This is a genomic window from Streptomyces sp. NPDC046821, from assembly GCF_040645335.1.
In the GTDB taxonomy this organism is placed as follows: domain Bacteria; phylum Actinomycetota; class Actinomycetes; order Streptomycetales; family Streptomycetaceae; genus Streptomyces.
The window spans coordinates 166,520-183,349 of sequence record NZ_JBEYYB010000007.1; the positions used below are offsets into that span (position 1 = coordinate 166,520).

Consider the following 16,830-nt stretch of genomic DNA (forward strand, 5'->3'; position numbering starts at 1 on the left):
AGAGAAGCGATACCTGTGAGCGCAGCGACAACGCGAAGCCGCACCCCTGACCGCCTGTGCGCCGAGGCCGTCGGTCTCGCGCGGGCCGCGGCCGAGGAGGCCGCCGCGCCAGGAGTCGTGGGCGAGCACGTCGACGTGGTCGTCGAGGGCGACCGGGTCGTCACGCACCTCTTCGAATGCGAGGACTTCGGCTACCGCGGCTGGCGGTGGGCCGTGACCGTGGCCCGCGCCTCCCGCGCCAAGGCCGTCACCCTCGAGGAGACGGTCCTGCTGCCCGGCCCCGACGCCCTGCTCGCCCCGGAGTGGGTGCCGTGGAGCGAGCGGCTGCGGCCCGGCGACATGGGCCCCGGCGACCTCCTTCCGACCGACGCCGAGGATCTTCGCCTCGAACCCGGCTATTCGGGTGAGGACGTGCCCCCGCCGAACTCCGCGGTGTCCGAGGAGATGGCGGAGCTCGCCGACGCGGAGGACGCCGACCTGACGGCCGGACCCCCCGCCGAGCTGCCCGTCGCGCCCGAGCGCGGCTCCATCGCCGCGCTCGCCGAGGAGCTCGGGATGCGGCGCGCCCGCGTCCTTTCCCGGTACGGCCTGCATGTCGCGGCCGACCGCTGGGACGAGTCGTTCGGCGCGAAGACGCAGATGGCCCAGGCCGCGCCCGCGACCTGCGTGTCCTGCGGCTTCCTCACGCCCATCGGCGGCTCGCTCGGCCAGGCCTTCGGCGTGTGCGCGAACGAGTTCTCCCCGGCCGACGGCCGCGTGGTGTCCCTCGCGTACGGCTGCGGCGGGCACTCCGAGGCGGCCGTCATGCCGAAGCCCCCGCGCCCGGCGGAACCGGTCATCGACGAGACCCGCGTCGACCCGTTCCCGCTGCGCCCCGCGCCGGACTCTGGCTCGGTCCCGTCGGCCCCCGACGGCACCGAGGATCTGGGTCACTCGTAACCGGAAAATCGCGGGCCCCCGCGGCCGGAAAATCTCGGCTAGGCGAGGGCCTTCGTAGCTGTCCTCGGAGCTGCCTTCGTAGCCGGAGCAGCTCACTCCGCCCATGCGCGGTAGCGTCTCCGTCGCCAGGGTCGGCCTGGGTGAACGGCAGAGGGAGACCACACCGTGAGCATGAGCAAGATCGTGCGCCCGGCACCCGGAGGGATGGACCCGTTCGGGACGGCCCGTCTGCGACGCGGGGTCCTCGACGCGTGGACCGGCAGCCCGGCCCGCTTCCGTGAGGACGCCAACGCCGAGGAGGACCTCGCCCTCGGCGGCTACCGCGACCGGCTCGTCGTGGAGCTCGCCCAGAACGCGGCCGACGCCGCCGCCCGCGCGGGCGTGCCCGGCCGGTTCTCCCTGACGTTGCGCGACGGTGTGCTCGTCGCCGCGAACACGGGTGCCCCGCTCTCCGCCGCCGGTGTCGAGTCGCTGTCCACACTGCGCGCCTCCGCCAAGCGCGAGGAGGGCGACCCCTCGGTCGGCCGGTTCGGCGTCGGGTTCGCCGCCGTCCTCGCCGTCACCGACGAGCCCGCGCTCGTCGGCCGTACCGGCGGTGTCCGCTGGTCCCTCGCCGAGGCGCGCGACCTCGCCGCCGGAACGGCCCGGCACAGCCCCGGTCTTGGTGACGAACTGCGCCGCCGCGACGGCCATGTCCCGCTGCTCAGGCTCCCGTTCGCGGCCCAGGGCGCCGCCCCCGAGCCGTACGACACGGTCGTCATCCTGCCGCTGCGCGACCCCGCCGCCGAAGAACTCGCGGCGCGGCTCGTCGACGCCATCGACGACACCCTGCTGCTCGCGCTGCCCGGCCTCGAAGAGGTCGTCGTGGAGACCGCCGCCGGCACCCGCACTCTGCGCCGCCGCACCGACGGCCCGTACGTCGCCGTGGACGACGAACGCGTCGACGTGCACGGCGCGCGGGAGAGCGTCACCACCCGCTGGCGCGTCCTCGTGCGCACCGGCCCGCTGGACGCCGCGCTGCTCGCCGACCGGCCGCTCGAAGAACGCCTGCGCCCGCACTGGTCCGTGACCTGGGCCGTCCCCGTCGACGAGGACGGCGCCCCGGTGCCGCCCCGCAGCGCGCCCGTGCTCCACGCGCCGACGCCCAGTGACGAACCGCTCGGCGTGCCCGCGCTGCTCATCGCGTCGTTCCCCCTCGACACCACCCGGCGGCACGCCGCCCCCGGGCCGCTCACCGACTTCCTGGTCGAGCGGTCCGCCGACGCGTTCGCCGAACTCCTCGCGGACTGGCGGCCCGTGGGCACCGGCATCCTCGGCCTCGTGCCCGGCCCGCTCGGCCGGGGCGAGCTGGACGGCAGCCTGCGCGCCGCGATCCTGACCCGGCTGCCCCGCACCCCGTTCCTGCCGCCCGCGCTGCCCCGCACCGCCGACGACGCCGACGGGCTCCCCGAGACGCTGCGGCCGCGCGAGGCCGAGGTCGTGGAGGGCGCGGGCGCCGAGACCGTACGCGTACTCGCCGAGGTCCTGCCCAGCCTGCTGCCCGCCGGGCTCGAACGCCGCGTCGAGCTACGGACGTTGGAGGTCGCCCGGGTCCCGCTGACCGAGGCGATCGACCGGCTCGCCGGCCTGGAGAAGGAACCCGGCTGGTGGTACCGCCTGTACGACAGCCTCGCGGGCGTCGACCCCGACCGGCTCACCGGACTCCCGGTGCCGCTCGCCGGAGGCCGTACGACGATCGGCCCCCGGCAGGTGCTGCTGCCGCTGCCGGACGCCACCCCGGGTGAGACCCTTGCCCGGCTCGGGCTCAAGGTCGCGCACGTGGACGCCGCACACCCGCTCCTGGAGAAGCTGGGCGCGCTGCCCGCCACGCCACGCGCGGTCCTGACGACGCCTCAGGTGCGGGCGGCCGTCGCCAGTTCGCTCGACGACGACTCCTGGTCCTTCGACGAGGAGGGCGGGGTCGAGGCGGACGAACTCGCCGACCTGGTCCTGACTCTCGTACGGGACGCGGGCCTCGTACCCGGAGACGAGCCCTGGCTCGGGGCGCTCGCGCTGACCGACGACGAGGGCGAACTCGCGCCCGCCGGCGAACTCCTGCTGCCCGGCAGCCCGTTCGCGCAGGTCGTGCGCGAGGGTGAACTCGGGATGGTCGACGCCGAACTCGCCGAGCGGTGGGGCGAACAGCCCCTCGCCGCGTGCGGGGTCCTCGCCGGGTTCGCCCTGGTCCGCGCCACCGACGTCGTCCTCGACCCGGACGAACTCGACCCGCGCGACGGCGACTTCGCCGAGCCGGACGACGCCGGTCTGCTCGACGCCGTCGACGTCTGGTGCGAGGACGTACTCGACCGGCTGCCCGACACGCCCGTGCCGCCCGTCGCCACCGAACTCGTCGCCGTCCGCGATCTCGACCTCGTCGACGACGACCGCTGGCCCCAGGCCCTCGCCCTGCTCTCCCAGCCGCCCCTGCGTGACGCCCTCACCCAGCCCGTAAGGGTCCTGCTGCCCGACGGCACGCACGAGATCGTCCGCCCGTACACCGCGTGGTGGCTGCGCGACCACCCCGTCCTCGACGGCCGCCGCCCGGCCGGCCTGCGCGCGGCGGGCGGTGACCCGCTGCTCGCCGGGCTCTACGACGCGGCCGACGCGACCGGGTTCGAGGACGAGCAGGTGCTGCGCGCCCTAGGGGTACGCACATCGGTCGCCGCGCTCCTCGACGAGCCCGGCGGCGCGGCCGAACTCCTCGACCGTCTCGCCGACCCGGACCGCGAGGTGGGCGCGGCCCAACTCCACGCGCTGTACGGGGCGCTCGCCGACCTCGACCCCGAGCAGGTCACGCTCCCGGACGAGCTGCGGGCCGTCGTGGACGGCGAGGTCAGGGTCGTGGACGCGGCCGACGCCGTTGTCGCTGACGCCCCCGACCTGCTCCCGCTGGCCGCCGGGATGGCCCTGCTGCCGGTGAGCCCGGCGCGCGCCGCCGATCTGGCCGAGCTGTTCCAGGTACGGCGCCTGAGCGCGACGGCGGACGCGGAGGTCGCTGCGGAGGGCGCCGAACACCCGGTCCCGCAGTCCGTACGGACCCTGCTCGGGGCCGGGACCCCGGAGACGTACATCGAGCACGAGGAGCTGTTCGTCGCCGGGGTGGAGGTCGACTGGCGGCGCACGCCCGACGGCACGGTCCACGCCTCGACCCTCGAAGGTGTGGCGGCGGGGCTCGCGTGGGCGGCGGGGCAGTGGCCGCGCCGGTTCGAGGTCGCGGCACTGCTCGAAGACCCGTCGCGCACGGCGGAGTTGGCGCGGGACCGCTGGTTCGACTGAGGGGAAACCCTTGGGGGCGGGGGCCGGAAAGCCGGGTGAAGAACGCGGTGAAGAAATCTTCACCCGCCGTACAACCAACCCCGCCCCCCGCAGGTCTGATCTTCCGAGTCAACAGACTCCTCAGATCACTCGGGTCCCGCGTGACGGCATTCGCACCGCGGGACCCCTTCTCCACCTTGGGGAACACATGCGCATTCGTGCCACTGTGGCCGCCGCGACCGTCTCCGGCGCCCTGGCTCTCACCGCATTCGCCGTCCCGGCTGCGCAGGCCACGGACGGGCCGACCCAGGCCCAGGCCCGCACTCTCATGCACCACATGAAGGCCCAGCAGTCCGGCCAGCACGCGAAGTCGCTCACCGCCGCGTCCACCGGGACCCCGTACCAGCTCGACGTCACCTTCTCGAAGGTCAAGGTGAACGGCGGCAAGGCGATCGTCGTCGGCACCACCAACAAGGTCAGCGTCCCGGTCACCTACACCATGACCCACGGCGCCGACGTCGACGTCACCGCCGACGACTTCTACTTCGACGTGGACATCTACCGCGGCACGATCGACAGCCCGGACAATTTCCTCATCGGTGACAACGGGCCGAGCTGCACGATCGTCTCCTCGACCGTGATCACCTGCAAGTCCACGATCGACGTGTACCCGAAGGACGAGCTCACCAACGCCGACGCCGGCGGCAAGTGGCAGGCCGAGGGCTGGGCCGTCGCCTTCAACGGCCAGGACCCGGCCTCCCCCGACATCGACGACAGCAAGGTCGGCATCACCGACCAGGGCGGCCTCGGCGCCGCCTCCGTCCAGCGGTACGCGAAGCTCACCACCAACGCCGCCCCGGAGCCCATCAAGAAGGGCAAGACCCTCACGGTCACCGGTCTGCTGTCCCGCGCCAACTGGGACACCCACAAGTACGCGGGCTACACCAAGCAGCCCGTGAAGCTCCAGTTCAAGAAGAAGGGCGCCACCAGCTACACCACCCTCAAGACGGTGACCTCGTCCTCGACGGGCAGCCTGAAGACCACGGTGACGGCGTCGGTCGACGGTTACTGGCGCTACAGCTTCGCCGGTACGTCCACCACCCCGGCCATCAACTCCACGAGCGACTTCGTCGACGTGCAGTAGTCCCTGACAGGGCCCCCTAAGGGCCCGTCACACGGGAAAGCGGCGGTCGACCCACTTCCATTTCCACAGGAACTCCAGGGCGACCGCCGCCACCACCGCGATGCCGACCGCCGTCCACGGCATCGCCTCGCCGACCAGTTTCAGCGCGAAGAACCTCTGCAGCGACGGCACCGCGAGGACGAACAGGAACGCCACGCCCATCGCGGCGACCAGGCACAGCCGCCACCACGTGTAGGGCCGCGCGATGATCGCCAGCACCCACATCGACACGAGGAACAGCGTCAACGTCGCCGAACTCGTCTCGGCCCCCAGTGCCCCCGAGCCCGTGTAGTAGTGCCGGGCCAGCATGTACGTCACGAACGTGGCCACCCCCGCGACGATCCCGCCGGGGATCGCGTACCGCATGACCCGCCGGACGAAGTGCGGTTTGGCCCGCTCCTTGTTGGGGGCGAGGGCCAGGAAGAACGCGGGGACGCCGATCGTGAGCGTCGACAGCATCGTCAGGTGCCGGGGCAGGAACGGGTACTCGACCTGGAAGATCACCACGAGGACGGCGAGCAGCACCGAGTACACCGTCTTGACCAGGAACAGGGACGCGACGCGCGTGATGTTCCCGATGACGCGGCGGCCCTCGGCGACGACCGACGGCAGCGTGGCGAAGCTGTTGTTCAGGAGCACGATCTGCGCGACCGCCCGCGTCGCCTCCGAGCCCGAGCCCATCGAGACGCCGATGTCGGCGTCCTTGAGGGCGAGGACGTCGTTCACGCCGTCGCCCGTCATCGCGACCGTGTGCCCGCGGGACTGGAGCGCGCCCACCATGTCGCGCTTCTGCTGCGGGGTGACGCGGCCGAACACCGTGTTGTCGTCGAGGGCCTTCGCCATGTCGGCCTGCTCCTCGGGGAGCGTTCGGGCGTCGACCGTGTCCCCGGCGCCGGCGAGGCCGAGCTTCCCGGCGACCGCGCCGACCGACACCGCGTTGTCGCCGGAGATGACCTTGGTGCGGACGTCCTGGTCGGCGAAGTAGCGCAGGGTCTCCGCGGCGTCGGGGCGCAGGCGCTGCTCCATCGCGACGAGCGCCACGGCCTCGGCGCCCTCCTTGACCGCCGGGTCGTCGAGGTCGAGGCGCGCGCGGGCGAGCAGCAGGACGCGCAGGCCCTGGTGGTTCAGCTCCTCGGCCTCCGCGAGGGCGTGGTGGCCGGGCGGCAGCAGGACGTCCGGCGCGCCGAGGAGCCACACGCTGTCCGTGCCGTCGCCCTCGCTGAACGCGGCGCCGCTGTACTTGCGGGCGGAGGAGAACGGCAGCGACTCGGTGCAGCGCCACTCCTCGCTGTCGGGGTAGGCGTCGATGATCGCCTTCAGCGACGCGTTGGGCCGCGGGTCGGACTCGCCGAGCGCGCCCAGGACCTTGCGTACGTAACTCTCCTCGGCGCCGTCGAGCGGGCGCAGCTCGGTGACGTCCATGCCGCCCTCGGTGAGGGTGCCCGTCTTGTCGAGGCAGACCGTGTCGACGCGGGCCAGGCCCTCGATGGCGGGCAGTTCCTGGACGAGGCACTGCTTGCGGCCGAGGCGGATCACGCCGATCGCGAAGGCGACGGAGGTGAGCAGGACGAGCCCCTCGGGGACCATCGGCACGATGCCGCCGACGGTCCGCGCGACAGCGTCCTTGAACGCGTGCTGCTTGACCACGAGCTGGCTGATGACGAGCCCGATCGCGGTCGGGATCATCATCCAGGTGACGTACTTGAGGATCGTGGAGATGCCGGAGCGCAGCTCGGACTGGACGAGCGTGAAGCGGCTGGCCTCCTCGGCGAGCTGCGCCGCGTAGGCCTCGCGGCCGACCTTCGTCGCGGTGAACGCGCCGCCGCCGGCGACGACGAAGCTGCCCGACATGACCGCGGTGCCGGGGTGCTTGACGACGGGGTCGGCCTCGCCGGTGAGCAGGGACTCGTCGATCTCCAGGCTGTCGGCCTCGGCGCACACCCCGTCCACGACGATCTTGTCGCCGGGCCCGATCTCGATGAGGTCGCCGAGCACGATGGCCGACGTGGAGATCTCGGTGGCGCGCCCGTCGCGCCGGACCGTCGGCTTCGCCTCGCCGATGACGGCGAGGGAGTCGAGGGTCTTCTTGGCCCGCCACTCCTGGACGATGCCGATGCCGGTGTTGGCGAGGATGACGTAGCCGAAGAGGCTGTCCTGGAACGGCGCGACGGCCAGCATGACCAGCCACAGCACACCGATGATCGCGTTGAACCGGGTGAAGACGTTCGCGCGGACGATCTCGGTGAGGGTGCGTGAACTGCGGACCGGTACGTCGTTGACCTCGCCGCGCGTGACCCGCTCCGCCACCTCCGCGGTGGTGAGCCCCTTCGCCCGCCCGGGAAGCGGCACCGGATGGACCGGGTCCAGCTCGGAGCCCGCGTCGATGTCGGTCATGCCATCGACACTAAGCGCGGTTCGTCGGCTTCACCCGTCGGATGCGTCGGCGGCGGACTCGGCCGCGGCCCGCTTGAGCGCCGCGTCGCGCCCCCGTACGTACCAGATGCCGATGAGGCCGAGGCCGGCGCCGGCGAGGCAGGTCCACAGCCACCACGTGTGGCCGTGGTCCGCGAACCAGCCGTAGAACGGGAGCTGTACCAGGAAGAGGACGAACCAGAGGATCGTGCCGCCCGTGATGGTGGCGACCACGGGCCCTTCGAGGGGCTCGGGTGCCTCGTGCTTGGGGGTCCACTTCTCCATGCGCACAGCTTACGAGGAGTCCCGGACGTGACTCGCGGGGAGTCTCGCGGGGGCCCGGTGAAGGCGGCGCCGCCCCAGCGCCGTCCCCCTTTCGGCCCTGGTCAGAAGGGTCAGAGGCCAGTCCGGTCAAGGGTCTACGCGCAGAGATAGCAATTTTTTGCTTAGATGTTCATACTGAAACAGCCTGTGTTTGGCTGCTTCCGTTCGTAGAAAACACCAAACAGAGCCCCCCACCAGCATCCCGATTCAGAGGTCATCCATGTCCACCTCGGCCCCCGCCCCGGTCGATTTCAGTGAGCCGCCGCCGGCCCCGAAGAACGCCGTCGACCGGTACTTCAAGATCACCGAGCGGGGTTCGTCCTTCGCCCGTGAGGTCCGGGGCGGTTTCGCCACCTTCTTCGCGATGGCCTACATCGTCGTGCTGAACCCGCTGATCCTCAGCGCCGCGCACGACATGCACGGGAAGCACCTCGACAACGCGCAGCTCGTCACCGCGACCGCGGTCGTCGCCGCGTTCACGACCCTGCTCATGGGCGTCTTCGGCAACGTCCCGATCGCGCTCGCCGCCGGCCTCGGCGTGAACACGGTCGTCGCCCTCCAGCTCGCGCCCCGCATGACGTGGCCCGAGGCGATGGGCATGGTCGTCCTCGCGGGCTTCGTCGTGATGCTCCTGGTGGCGACCGGCCTGCGCGAGCGGGTCATGAACGCCGTACCGCTCGGCCTGCGCAAGGGCATCGCGATCGGCATCGGTCTCTTCATCATGCTGATCGGCCTGGTCGACTCGGGCTTCGTCTCCCGTATCCCGGACAAGGCGATGACCACGGTCCCGCTCCAGCTCGGCGCCGACGGCCACCTCAACGGCTGGCCCGTCCTCGTCTTCGCGCTCGGCGTGCTGCTGACCCTGGCGCTCCTGGTCCGCAAGGTGCCGGGCGCCATCCTGATCTCCATCGTCGTCATGACGGTCGTCGCGGCGGTCATCGACGCGGTCGCCAAAGTCCCGAGCTGGGGTCTGACCACGCCCAAGTGGCCCGGCAACCCGGTCGAGATGCCGGACTTCGGGCTCGTCGGCCACGTCAGCCTGTTCGGCGGATTCCACCGGGTCGGCCTGCTCACCGGCATCCTCTTCGTCTTCACCGTGCTGCTGTCGTGCTTCTTCGACGCGATGGGCACGATCATGGCCATCGGCGACGAGGCCAAGCTGACCGACGACAACGGTCAGATGCCCGGCATGAACAAGGTCCTCTTCATCGACGGCATCGCCGTCGCCGCGGGCGGCTTCTCCTCCTCGTCGGCCACCACCTGCTTCGTGGAGTCCACGGCCGGCGTCGGCGAGGGTGCGCGCACCGGTTTCGCCAACGTGATCACCGGCGGTCTGTTCACCGTCGCGCTGTTCCTCACGCCCGTCGCCACGATGGTCCCGTCCCAGGCGGCCACGCCCGCGCTGCTCGCGGTGGGCTTCCTGATCCTGTCGGGGTCGATCCGCGCGATCGACTGGAGCGACTACACGATCGCCATCCCGGCGTTCGTGACGATGCTGATGATGCCGTTCACGTACTCGATCACCAACGGCATCGGCATGGGCTTCATCAGCTTCACGGTCCTGCGCGTCGCGGCGGGCCGCGGCAAGGAGGTCCCGGTCGCGATGTACCTCGTGTCGGGGGTCTTCGCCTTCTACTACCTGATGCCGGCGCTCGGCCTCACGAGCTAGCCGTCACGCCGGGGTTCAGGCAGCCCCGTAGAACCTCTCTGTCTCTTCGACCGCCGTTTTGAAGCGTTCGTCGAAGTCGTCGCGAATGAGCGTCCGGACCACATAGTCCTGGACGCTCATTCCTCTTTTGGCGGCGTGGTTCTTGAGACGGTCGAGAAGCTCACCGTCTATCCGCAGGCTGAGCACTTCCGATCCCATGCGCAACAGGTTCGCGGGCCGCTGTCCGCCAGTGCCTCACTTTTCGTGTCCGCGTCACTCATACGGGTGACGGAGGGGGTGGGGGAGGGTTCGGTGTCGCGCGTCACGGGAAACCGAGTGGTCCTTAGGCAGAGTAATGAGTTAACCTAAGAAACATGCCGGACCTCACCCATGGCGACGACGTAGCCGCTGTGAACTCCCTCCGCTCCGCGGTGATGCGACTGTCCCGACGGCTCAAGCACCAGAGAGTCGACGAGTCGCTGAGCCCCACCGAGATGTCGGTGCTCGGCACCCTCGCACGCTGCGGGAGCGCCACCCCGGGCGAGCTCGCCCGCAGGGAGCATGTGCAGCCGCCGTCGATGACCCGCATCGTCGCGCTGCTCGAGGCCAAGGGACTCGTCCGGCTGGAGCCGCACCCCGAGGACCGCCGCCAGAAGGTCGTCACCTCCACCGAGCAGGCCGAGGCCATGCTCGAGGAGAGCCGCCGCAAGCGGAACGCCTGGCTGGCGTCCCTCGTGGACAACCTCGACGAGGACGAGTGGGCCAAGGTCCGCGCGGCCGCGCCGGTCCTGGAAAAGCTCGCCCACTTGTAAGCCGCACCTGTAAGGCCCGTGGGGCCTGTCGCCAAATTCCCGTCCGGGGCGTTTGACGACAGGCCCCAGGGCGACACCGACCCGCCGTTCGCGGCCGCCAAGGAGGCGAACCCACTTTGAGTACGGGACCCGGAGCAGACTCCGCCCCCGCACCGACCGCCCTCGACACGACCGACCGCCCCCGCAAGAACTCGATGTTCAGCTCGCTGAAGATCCGTAACTACCGGCTCTTCGCGACCGGGGCCGTCGTCTCCAACACCGGCACCTGGATGGCCCGTATCACCCAGGACTGGCTGGTGCTCAGCATCACCGGCTCCTCCACGGCCGTCGGTATCACCACCGCCATGCAGTTCCTGCCGATGCTCCTCTTCGGCCTGTACGGCGGCGTCATAGCCGACCGCTTCGCGAAGCGGAAACTGCTCTTCTTCACCCAGGGCGCGATGAGCCTGTCCGGGCTCTTCCTCGCGACCCTCACCCTCACCGGCAACGTCCAGGTCTGGCACGTCTACCTCGCGGCCTTCTTCACCGGCCTCGTCACCGTCGTCGACAACCCGACCCGCCAGTCCTTCGTCTCCGAGATGGTCGGCCCCGACCAGGTCCGCAACGCGGTCAGCCTGAACTCGGCGAACTTCCAGTCGGCACGCCTGATCGGTCCCGCCGTCGCGAGCGCGCTCACCGCGGCCGTCGGTCCGGGCTGGGCGTTCCTCGCCAACGGCCTGTCCTTCCTCGCCCCGATCACCGGCCTCATGCTGATGCGCACCCGCGAGCTGCACCACACCCCGCGCTCCCCGCGCGGCAAGGGCCAGCTCCGCGAGGGCCTCCAGTACGTGTCCAAGCACCCCGAGCTGATCTGGCCGATCGTCCTCGTCGGGTTCGTCGGCACGTTCGGCTTCAACTTCCCGATCTGGCTCAGCGCCTACGCGGACGACGTCTTCCACGGCGGGGTCGGCATGTACGGCGTCTTCAACACCCTCATGGCCTTCGGCTCGCTCGCCGGTGCGCTGCTCGCGGCCCGCCGCCGCTCGACCCGCCTGCGCGTCCTCGCCGGCGCGGCCGTCGGCTTCGGCACGCTGGAGATCGTGGCCGCGTTCTCGCCCGGCGTCTGGGCGTTCGCGCCGCTCGTCGTGCTGCTCGGCATCCTCGGACTCACGGTCAACGTGACCGCTAACTCGTCCGTCCAGATGGCCACCGAGCCCGAGATGCGGGGGCGCGTCATGTCCCTGTTCATGATGGTCTTCACCGGCGGTACGCCGCTGGGCGGGCCCCTCTTCGGCTGGCTCACGGACCAGTACGGCGTCCGGATCAGCTTCGCCATCGGCGGTGTCGTGTGCGCCACGGCCGCGGTGGGCGTCGGCCTGATGCTGGCGCGCGCCGCGAACCTGCGGCTCAAGCTGGACCTGCGGCGCGGACAGCAGCATGTGCAGTTCGTCCCGCGCGAGCAGCTGGCCGCGGTGGCGTAAGCGGTTGGAAGGCGGCGGGTGTCAGACGCGCCGGGCCAGGACCTGGCCCGGCCACTTGCCGTCCGGTCCGGTGAACGCCTCCGTGCGCGTGAACCCGTTCGCCTCGTAGAACGCGACGAGGGCGCCGTCGTCGCCCGCGTAACAGTCGACCCGCAGGAGGCTCACGCCCGCCCTGCGGGTTTCGCGTACCGCGTGGGCGAGGAGGGCGGCGCCCGCTCCGCTGCCGTGGCGGGCCGCGAGCAGGTGCACGTAGCGCTCGGGCTCACCGGCCGGTGCCACGTACGAGCCCGGCTCCTCGGTCAGCGTCAGGGTGCCGACGGGGACGCCGTCCAGCTCGGCGATCCACGGCTCGCCCTTCGCCACGTACTCCTCGACCGTCGCCACCGTCCGAGGATCGGTCGACCACGGGCGGGTGCCCCACTGGCCCGTACGGCCCTGTGACACCAGCCACTCCATCGCCCCGTCGAACAGCCTGAGGATCGCGGGGATGTCGGCCGTACCGCCCTTCCTGATCTCCATAGAGGTCTCCATACGGGGACACTAGCGGGGTGAGACTCTTCGCAGCGGTGCTTCCGCCGGACGGGGCGTTGGATGAACTGGGGCGCGCCGTCGACCAGTTGAGGGATCTTGAGGGTGCCGGGCGGCTGCGGTGGAGCGGCCGCCCCGGCTGGCACTTCACGCTCGCGTTCTACGGCGAGGTGCCCGAAGAGACCGTGCCCGAACTGTCGCGCCGCCTGGAACGGGCGGCGGCCCGCACCGCGCCCTTCCCGCTGGCCCTGCGCGGCGGCGGGCACTTCGGGAGCCGGGCCCTGTGGGTGGGCGCGGCCGGCGACATCGCGACGATGCGGCGCCTGGCCGAGCGCTCCGAGGCAGCGGCGCGCAAGGCCGGCCTGGAGACGGAGGAACACCGCCACTACCGGGCGCACCTCACGGTGGCCCGCGGCGACGGCACGGTAGGCCTCCGGCCCTTCACGGAAGCGCTCGACGAGTTCACGGGCCAGGAGTGGACGGTCGGCGAGCTGGCCCTCGTCCGCAGCCGGCTGCCGAGGTCCGGGGTACGGGGCGAGCGGCCCCGCTACGAGAAGGTCGGCGGCTGGCCTCTCACCGCTACGGGTTAACCTCGACGGGTGGACCCGAAGACCCGTAACCGGATCATGGCCGTTGTGCTGGTAATGATGTTCGCCGTTGTCGCCGTGGCGGCCGCGGTCGGCAAGTGACCGCCACGCGCGTGCGCGCGGCGCAACGGCTCCCCGGCGAACGCTTCCGGTGACTGCCTGCGCGCCGGGGCCGCATCGTCCCGGGGCGTCCCCCGGACCCGCGGCCGGTAGCGGCGCGAGGATCCAGGGTCCGTACGGCTCTCAGAGCAGCTCGCCGGCACGCATGGCTGCGGGGCCACCAGGCGAATGCCTCTGGTGACAGCCCCCGCGCCGGGGCCGCGAACAGCTCCCCGGCGGCTGCCTCCGGCTCTACCAGGCGAACGCCTCCGGTGACGGGCCCGGGCCCGGGAAGATCTCGTCCAGGGACGTGAGGACTTCCTCGCTCAGTTCCAGTTCGACCGCCCGCAGGGCCGAGGCGAGCTGGTCCGGGGTGCGGGGGCCGACGATCGGGCCCGTCACTCCGGGGCGGGTCAGGAGCCAGGCCAGGGCCGTCTCGCCCGGCTCCAGGCCGTGTTTGTCGAGCAGGTCCTCGTAGGCCTGGACGCGGCCACGCGTCACCGGGTCCGCCAGTGCCTCCGCCGCCCGGCCGCTCGCTCGGCGGCCGCCCTCGAACTCCTTGCGGATGATGCCGCCGAGCAGTCCGCCGTGCAGCGGCGACCAGGGGATGACCCCGAGGCCGTACTCCTGCGCGGCCGGGATGACCTCCATCTCGGCGCGGCGCTCCGCGAGGTTGTAGAGGCACTGCTCGCTGACGAGGCCGACCATGCCGCGCCGGGCGGCTGTCTCGTTGGCCTGGGCGATCTTGTAGCCGGGGAAGTTGGACGACCCGGCGTAGAGGATCTTGCCCTGCCGGATCAGGACGTCGATCGCCTGCCAGATCTCCTCGAACGGGGTCAGGCGGTCGATGTGGTGGAACTGGTAGATGTCGATGTAGTCGGTCTGAAGGCGCTTCAGGCTCGCCTCAACCGCCCGCCGGATGTTCAGCGCCGACAGCTTGTCGTCGTTCGGCCAGGTCTCGCTCTGGCGATTCATCGAGCCGTAGACCTTGGTGGCCAGGACCGTCTTCTCGCGCCGGCCGCCGTTCTGGGCGAACCAGCTGCCGATGTACTCCTCGGTCCGGCCCTTGTTCTCGCCCCAGCCGTAGACGTTGGCCGTGTCGAAGTAGTTGATCCCCGAGGCCTGCGCCGCGTCCATGATCGCGTGGCTGGCGGCCTCGTCCGTCTGCGGACCGAAGTTCATCGTGCCGAGGACGAGCCGGCTGACCTTGAGTCCTGTGCGTCCGAGCTGCGTGTACTCCATGGGTCGTAAGCCAACGGCGTGGAACGGTCTCTAGGCAAGCCCCGTGGGCCACGTGCCTGCCGGTCCCCACGCCTGGCTCATCGCCCGGTCGAACGCGGCCGCGAGTTTGTGCTCGCCGCTCGCGTTCGGGTGCGTGCCGTCGTACGTGTCCGTGTGGATGTCGTACGACTCCGGGACCGAGGCCAGGAGCAGCGGTGAGCGGCCCTCGTCGAGGTCGGCGACCGCCTTGGCGAGGAGCGTGTTGAAGTGGGCGACCTCGGCGGCGAAGGGGGCGTCCGTCTCGGCGCGCACGTTCGGGATGACCGGGAGCAGGACGAGGCGCACGTGCGGGTTCGCGGCGCGGGCGGCGGCGACGAACGCGCGGGCGTTGTCCGCGGTCTGCTCGGCGTCCGTGTAGAAGCCGAGGTCGATCAGCCCGAGGGAGATGAGCAGGACGTCGGCTCGCGCGGCGGTGACGGCTTCCTCGATGACGGGCGCCATGTGCAGCCAGCCCTCGCCCCAGCCCGCGAGGTGGGCGCGCGGGAAGGCGGGCTCGGCGTCGGCGTGGTCGTGGGAGAGCGGCGCGTCCGCCGTCTTGTCGTAGAGCGTGTCGCGGGGGCCGACGACGGCGAAACCGTCGTCCCCGTAGGCGGCCCGCAGGTGCTGCCACATCCGGTAGCGCCAGGTGAGTTCGCCCGCGCTGCCTATCGTCATCGAGTCGCCGACGAACATGAACCTGAGCATCCGCTCATCATCGCGGATCATGCGCGGGCAGGGTGTGTGACGCTGCGCACGCCCTGGCAAGCTGAGGGACATGCGTACGTTTCTGGGGGCGGCCGGAGCCGCAGTCGTTCTCGCGTTCGGTGCCGCCGCTCCCGCCCTGGCGGACGACCCGGGCAGCGACGGCTTCACCATCAAGGACCCCAGGATCGCCGAGTCCAGCGGCCTCGCCGCGTCCCGTCTCCACCCGGGGATCTACTGGACCCACAACGATAGCGGCGACGGCCCTTACCTGTACGCGGTCGACGGCAGGACCGGGGAGACCGTCGCCACGCTCACCCTGACCGGTGTCGGCGCCCCGCGCGACGTCGAGGCGATCTCGGTCGGCCCCGACGACAACCTCTACGTCGGTGACATCGGGGACAACCTCGGCGGCTCCTGGTCCCACGTATGGATCTACAAGCTGCCCGAGCCGAAGGAACTGCGCGACCAGACGGTACGGGCGACGCAGTTCACCGTGCAGTACGCGAACGGCCCGCGCAACGCCGAGGCGCTGATGGTCCATCCGAAGACCGGGCGCGTCTACATCGCGGAGAAGAACGAGGACGGCGGAGGGCTGTACGAAGGCCCCGCCACGCTCTCCGCCACCGGCACGAACGTGTTCCGGCGCGTCGCCGGGATCGACCTGTGGGTCACGGACGGCGCGTTCTCGCCCGACGGGCGTCACCTCGCCCTGCGCGGCTACTTCGGCGGCATCTCGTACACCTGGAACGACGGGAGGCCGAAGAGGGAGGGACAGCTGACCGTGCCGGTGCAGCCGCAGGGCGAGTCCGTCACGTACACCCTCGACGGGAAGACGCTGCTCTACGGGAGTGAGGGCCGGGGGAGCGCGGTGCAGCCGGAGCCGGTGGAGGGGAGCGGCGGGGGCGGCGACTCCAAGTCCCCGTCGGGGAGCGGGGCGCAGGCCGGTGACGGGCGGATCGACACCGGGTTCAGCGCGAGTGCGGTCGGGCTGGTCGCCTTGCTCATCGTGGTGCTGGGGATCGGGCGGCTGGTGCGGCGGCCGAAGAAGTAGCGCGGCCGGGGCGGGCGGGCTGTCGCTCGCCGATGGCCACGCGCCGGTGGTCAGTCCTCGAGGACCCGTAGCTCGTAGTGCAGCGTCCGGTCGCGCTGCATCTTGTGCGCCAGCGGGACCGCGAAGCCGTGGATCACCGGGTGCTTGCGGCGGAGCAGCTTCGCCGCGTGCTTCGCCTCCTCGCCGTCCTCGTCGAGGAGCCGGACCCGGGCCTTGAACTCGGGGCCCGTGGGGGCGCCGCGCAGGGTCGAAGGGGCGATCTCCACCTCGGGGTCGTTGCGCATCCGCTTGACCTTCCACGCCTTTCCGTAGGTGCGGAAGTACGCGTGGTCGCCCTCGACGGCGATGTTCACGGGGGTGCCGACACCCGTGCCGTCCTTCTTGTGCGAGGTGAGCAGGACCGCGTACTGCTTGATCAGGGGTGCGAGCACGGGGCTCGTGGGTTCCGTGGTCATACCTCCATGGAGGCACTCCGCGGGCGTTCTGTCACCCTCTACGCCGATGGGGCGCCCGGCGTGTGCCGGGCGC

General features: G+C 71.3%; 15 protein-coding genes. 8 read left to right on the forward strand and 7 right to left on the reverse strand.

The annotated features are described in order from the left end of the window. The first annotated feature begins 15 nt into the window (after positions 1-15). The 3 genes from ABZ893_RS15875 (at position 16) to ABZ893_RS15885 (ending at position 5,377) form a co-directional block, all read left to right on the forward strand. On the forward strand, positions 16-939 hold the full coding sequence (locus ABZ893_RS15875) for a DUF3027 domain-containing protein (protein WP_361402916.1): 924 nt from the start codon (positions 16-18) through the stop codon (positions 937-939). 171 nt (positions 940-1,110) lie between these two features. Further along, on the forward strand, positions 1,111-4,254 hold the full coding sequence (locus ABZ893_RS15880) for a molecular chaperone Hsp90 (protein ID WP_361403551.1): 3,144 nt from the start codon (positions 1,111-1,113) through the stop codon (positions 4,252-4,254). A gap of 187 nt (positions 4,255-4,441) precedes the next feature. Then, the gene (locus tag ABZ893_RS15885; RefSeq protein WP_361402918.1) at positions 4,442-5,377 is read left to right on the forward strand and encodes a hypothetical protein; all 936 of its coding nucleotides are present in this window, start codon (positions 4,442-4,444) and stop codon (positions 5,375-5,377) included. Positions 5,378-5,404: 27 nt separating this feature from the next. Here ABZ893_RS15885 and ABZ893_RS15890 read toward each other — a convergent pair whose 3' ends face one another. Together ABZ893_RS15890 and ABZ893_RS15895 are read right to left on the reverse strand one after the other, a co-directional pair. Then, positions 5,405-7,810, reverse strand: coding sequence for an HAD-IC family P-type ATPase (locus tag ABZ893_RS15890; RefSeq protein WP_361402921.1), 2,406 nt, complete (start codon positions 7,808-7,810; stop codon positions 5,405-5,407). Positions 7,811-7,840: 30 nt separating this feature from the next. Next, on the reverse strand, positions 7,841-8,113 hold the full coding sequence (locus tag ABZ893_RS15895; RefSeq protein WP_361402924.1) for a DUF2530 domain-containing protein: 273 nt from the start codon (positions 8,111-8,113) through the stop codon (positions 7,841-7,843). Between the two features lie 259 nt (positions 8,114-8,372). Between ABZ893_RS15895 and ABZ893_RS15900 the strand changes: the two genes are divergently transcribed. Further along, positions 8,373-9,821: an NCS2 family permease gene (locus ABZ893_RS15900; protein WP_361402927.1), complete on the forward strand. Its 1,449-nt coding sequence runs from the start codon at positions 8,373-8,375 to the stop codon at positions 9,819-9,821. A gap of 15 nt (positions 9,822-9,836) precedes the next feature. On the opposite strand, the gene ABZ893_RS15905 is transcribed toward ABZ893_RS15900, so the two are convergent. Next, positions 9,837-10,019, reverse strand: a complete 183-nt coding sequence (locus ABZ893_RS15905; RefSeq protein WP_189492065.1) for a ribbon-helix-helix protein, CopG family — start codon at positions 10,017-10,019, stop codon at positions 9,837-9,839. Between the two features lie 155 nt (positions 10,020-10,174). Between ABZ893_RS15905 and ABZ893_RS15910 the strand changes: the two genes are divergently transcribed. Together ABZ893_RS15910 and ABZ893_RS15915 are read left to right on the forward strand one after the other, a co-directional pair. Further along, complete coding sequence (locus ABZ893_RS15910) at positions 10,175-10,612, forward strand: MarR family transcriptional regulator (protein WP_361402930.1); 438 nt, start codon at positions 10,175-10,177, stop codon at positions 10,610-10,612. 116 nt (positions 10,613-10,728) lie between these two features. Further along, the gene (locus tag ABZ893_RS15915; protein WP_361402933.1) at positions 10,729-12,072 is read left to right on the forward strand and encodes an MFS transporter; all 1,344 of its coding nucleotides are present in this window, start codon (positions 10,729-10,731) and stop codon (positions 12,070-12,072) included. A gap of 21 nt (positions 12,073-12,093) precedes the next feature. On the opposite strand, the gene ABZ893_RS15920 is transcribed toward ABZ893_RS15915, so the two are convergent. Further along, on the reverse strand, positions 12,094-12,603 hold the full coding sequence (locus tag ABZ893_RS15920; protein ID WP_361402935.1) for a GNAT family N-acetyltransferase: 510 nt from the start codon (positions 12,601-12,603) through the stop codon (positions 12,094-12,096). Positions 12,604-12,620: 17 nt separating this feature from the next. Between ABZ893_RS15920 and thpR the strand changes: the two genes are divergently transcribed. Further along, positions 12,621-13,190 (forward strand): RNA 2',3'-cyclic phosphodiesterase, encoded by a 570-nt coding sequence (gene thpR, locus ABZ893_RS15925; RefSeq protein ID WP_361402938.1) that lies wholly within the window; start codon positions 12,621-12,623, stop codon positions 13,188-13,190. Positions 13,191-13,538: 348 nt separating this feature from the next. Here thpR and ABZ893_RS15930 read toward each other — a convergent pair whose 3' ends face one another. Together ABZ893_RS15930 and ABZ893_RS15935 are read right to left on the reverse strand one after the other, a co-directional pair. Further along, positions 13,539-14,528 (reverse strand): aldo/keto reductase, encoded by a 990-nt coding sequence (locus tag ABZ893_RS15930; protein WP_361402941.1) that lies wholly within the window; start codon positions 14,526-14,528, stop codon positions 13,539-13,541. 30 nt (positions 14,529-14,558) lie between these two features. Beyond that, entirely contained in the window at positions 14,559-15,251 is a 693-nt protein-coding gene (locus ABZ893_RS15935; RefSeq protein ID WP_361403554.1) for a GDSL-type esterase/lipase family protein, read from the reverse strand. Positions 15,252-15,321: 70 nt separating this feature from the next. On the opposite strand from ABZ893_RS15935, the gene ABZ893_RS15940 reads away from it, so the two are divergent. Continuing rightward, the gene (locus tag ABZ893_RS15940) at positions 15,322-16,302 is read left to right on the forward strand and encodes a WD40 repeat domain-containing protein (protein ID WP_361402944.1); all 981 of its coding nucleotides are present in this window, start codon (positions 15,322-15,324) and stop codon (positions 16,300-16,302) included. A gap of 50 nt (positions 16,303-16,352) precedes the next feature. On the opposite strand, the gene ABZ893_RS15945 is transcribed toward ABZ893_RS15940, so the two are convergent. Then, positions 16,353-16,757, reverse strand: coding sequence for a PPOX class F420-dependent oxidoreductase (locus tag ABZ893_RS15945; protein WP_361402947.1), 405 nt, complete (start codon positions 16,755-16,757; stop codon positions 16,353-16,355). Positions 16,758-16,830: the final 73 nt, after the last annotated feature.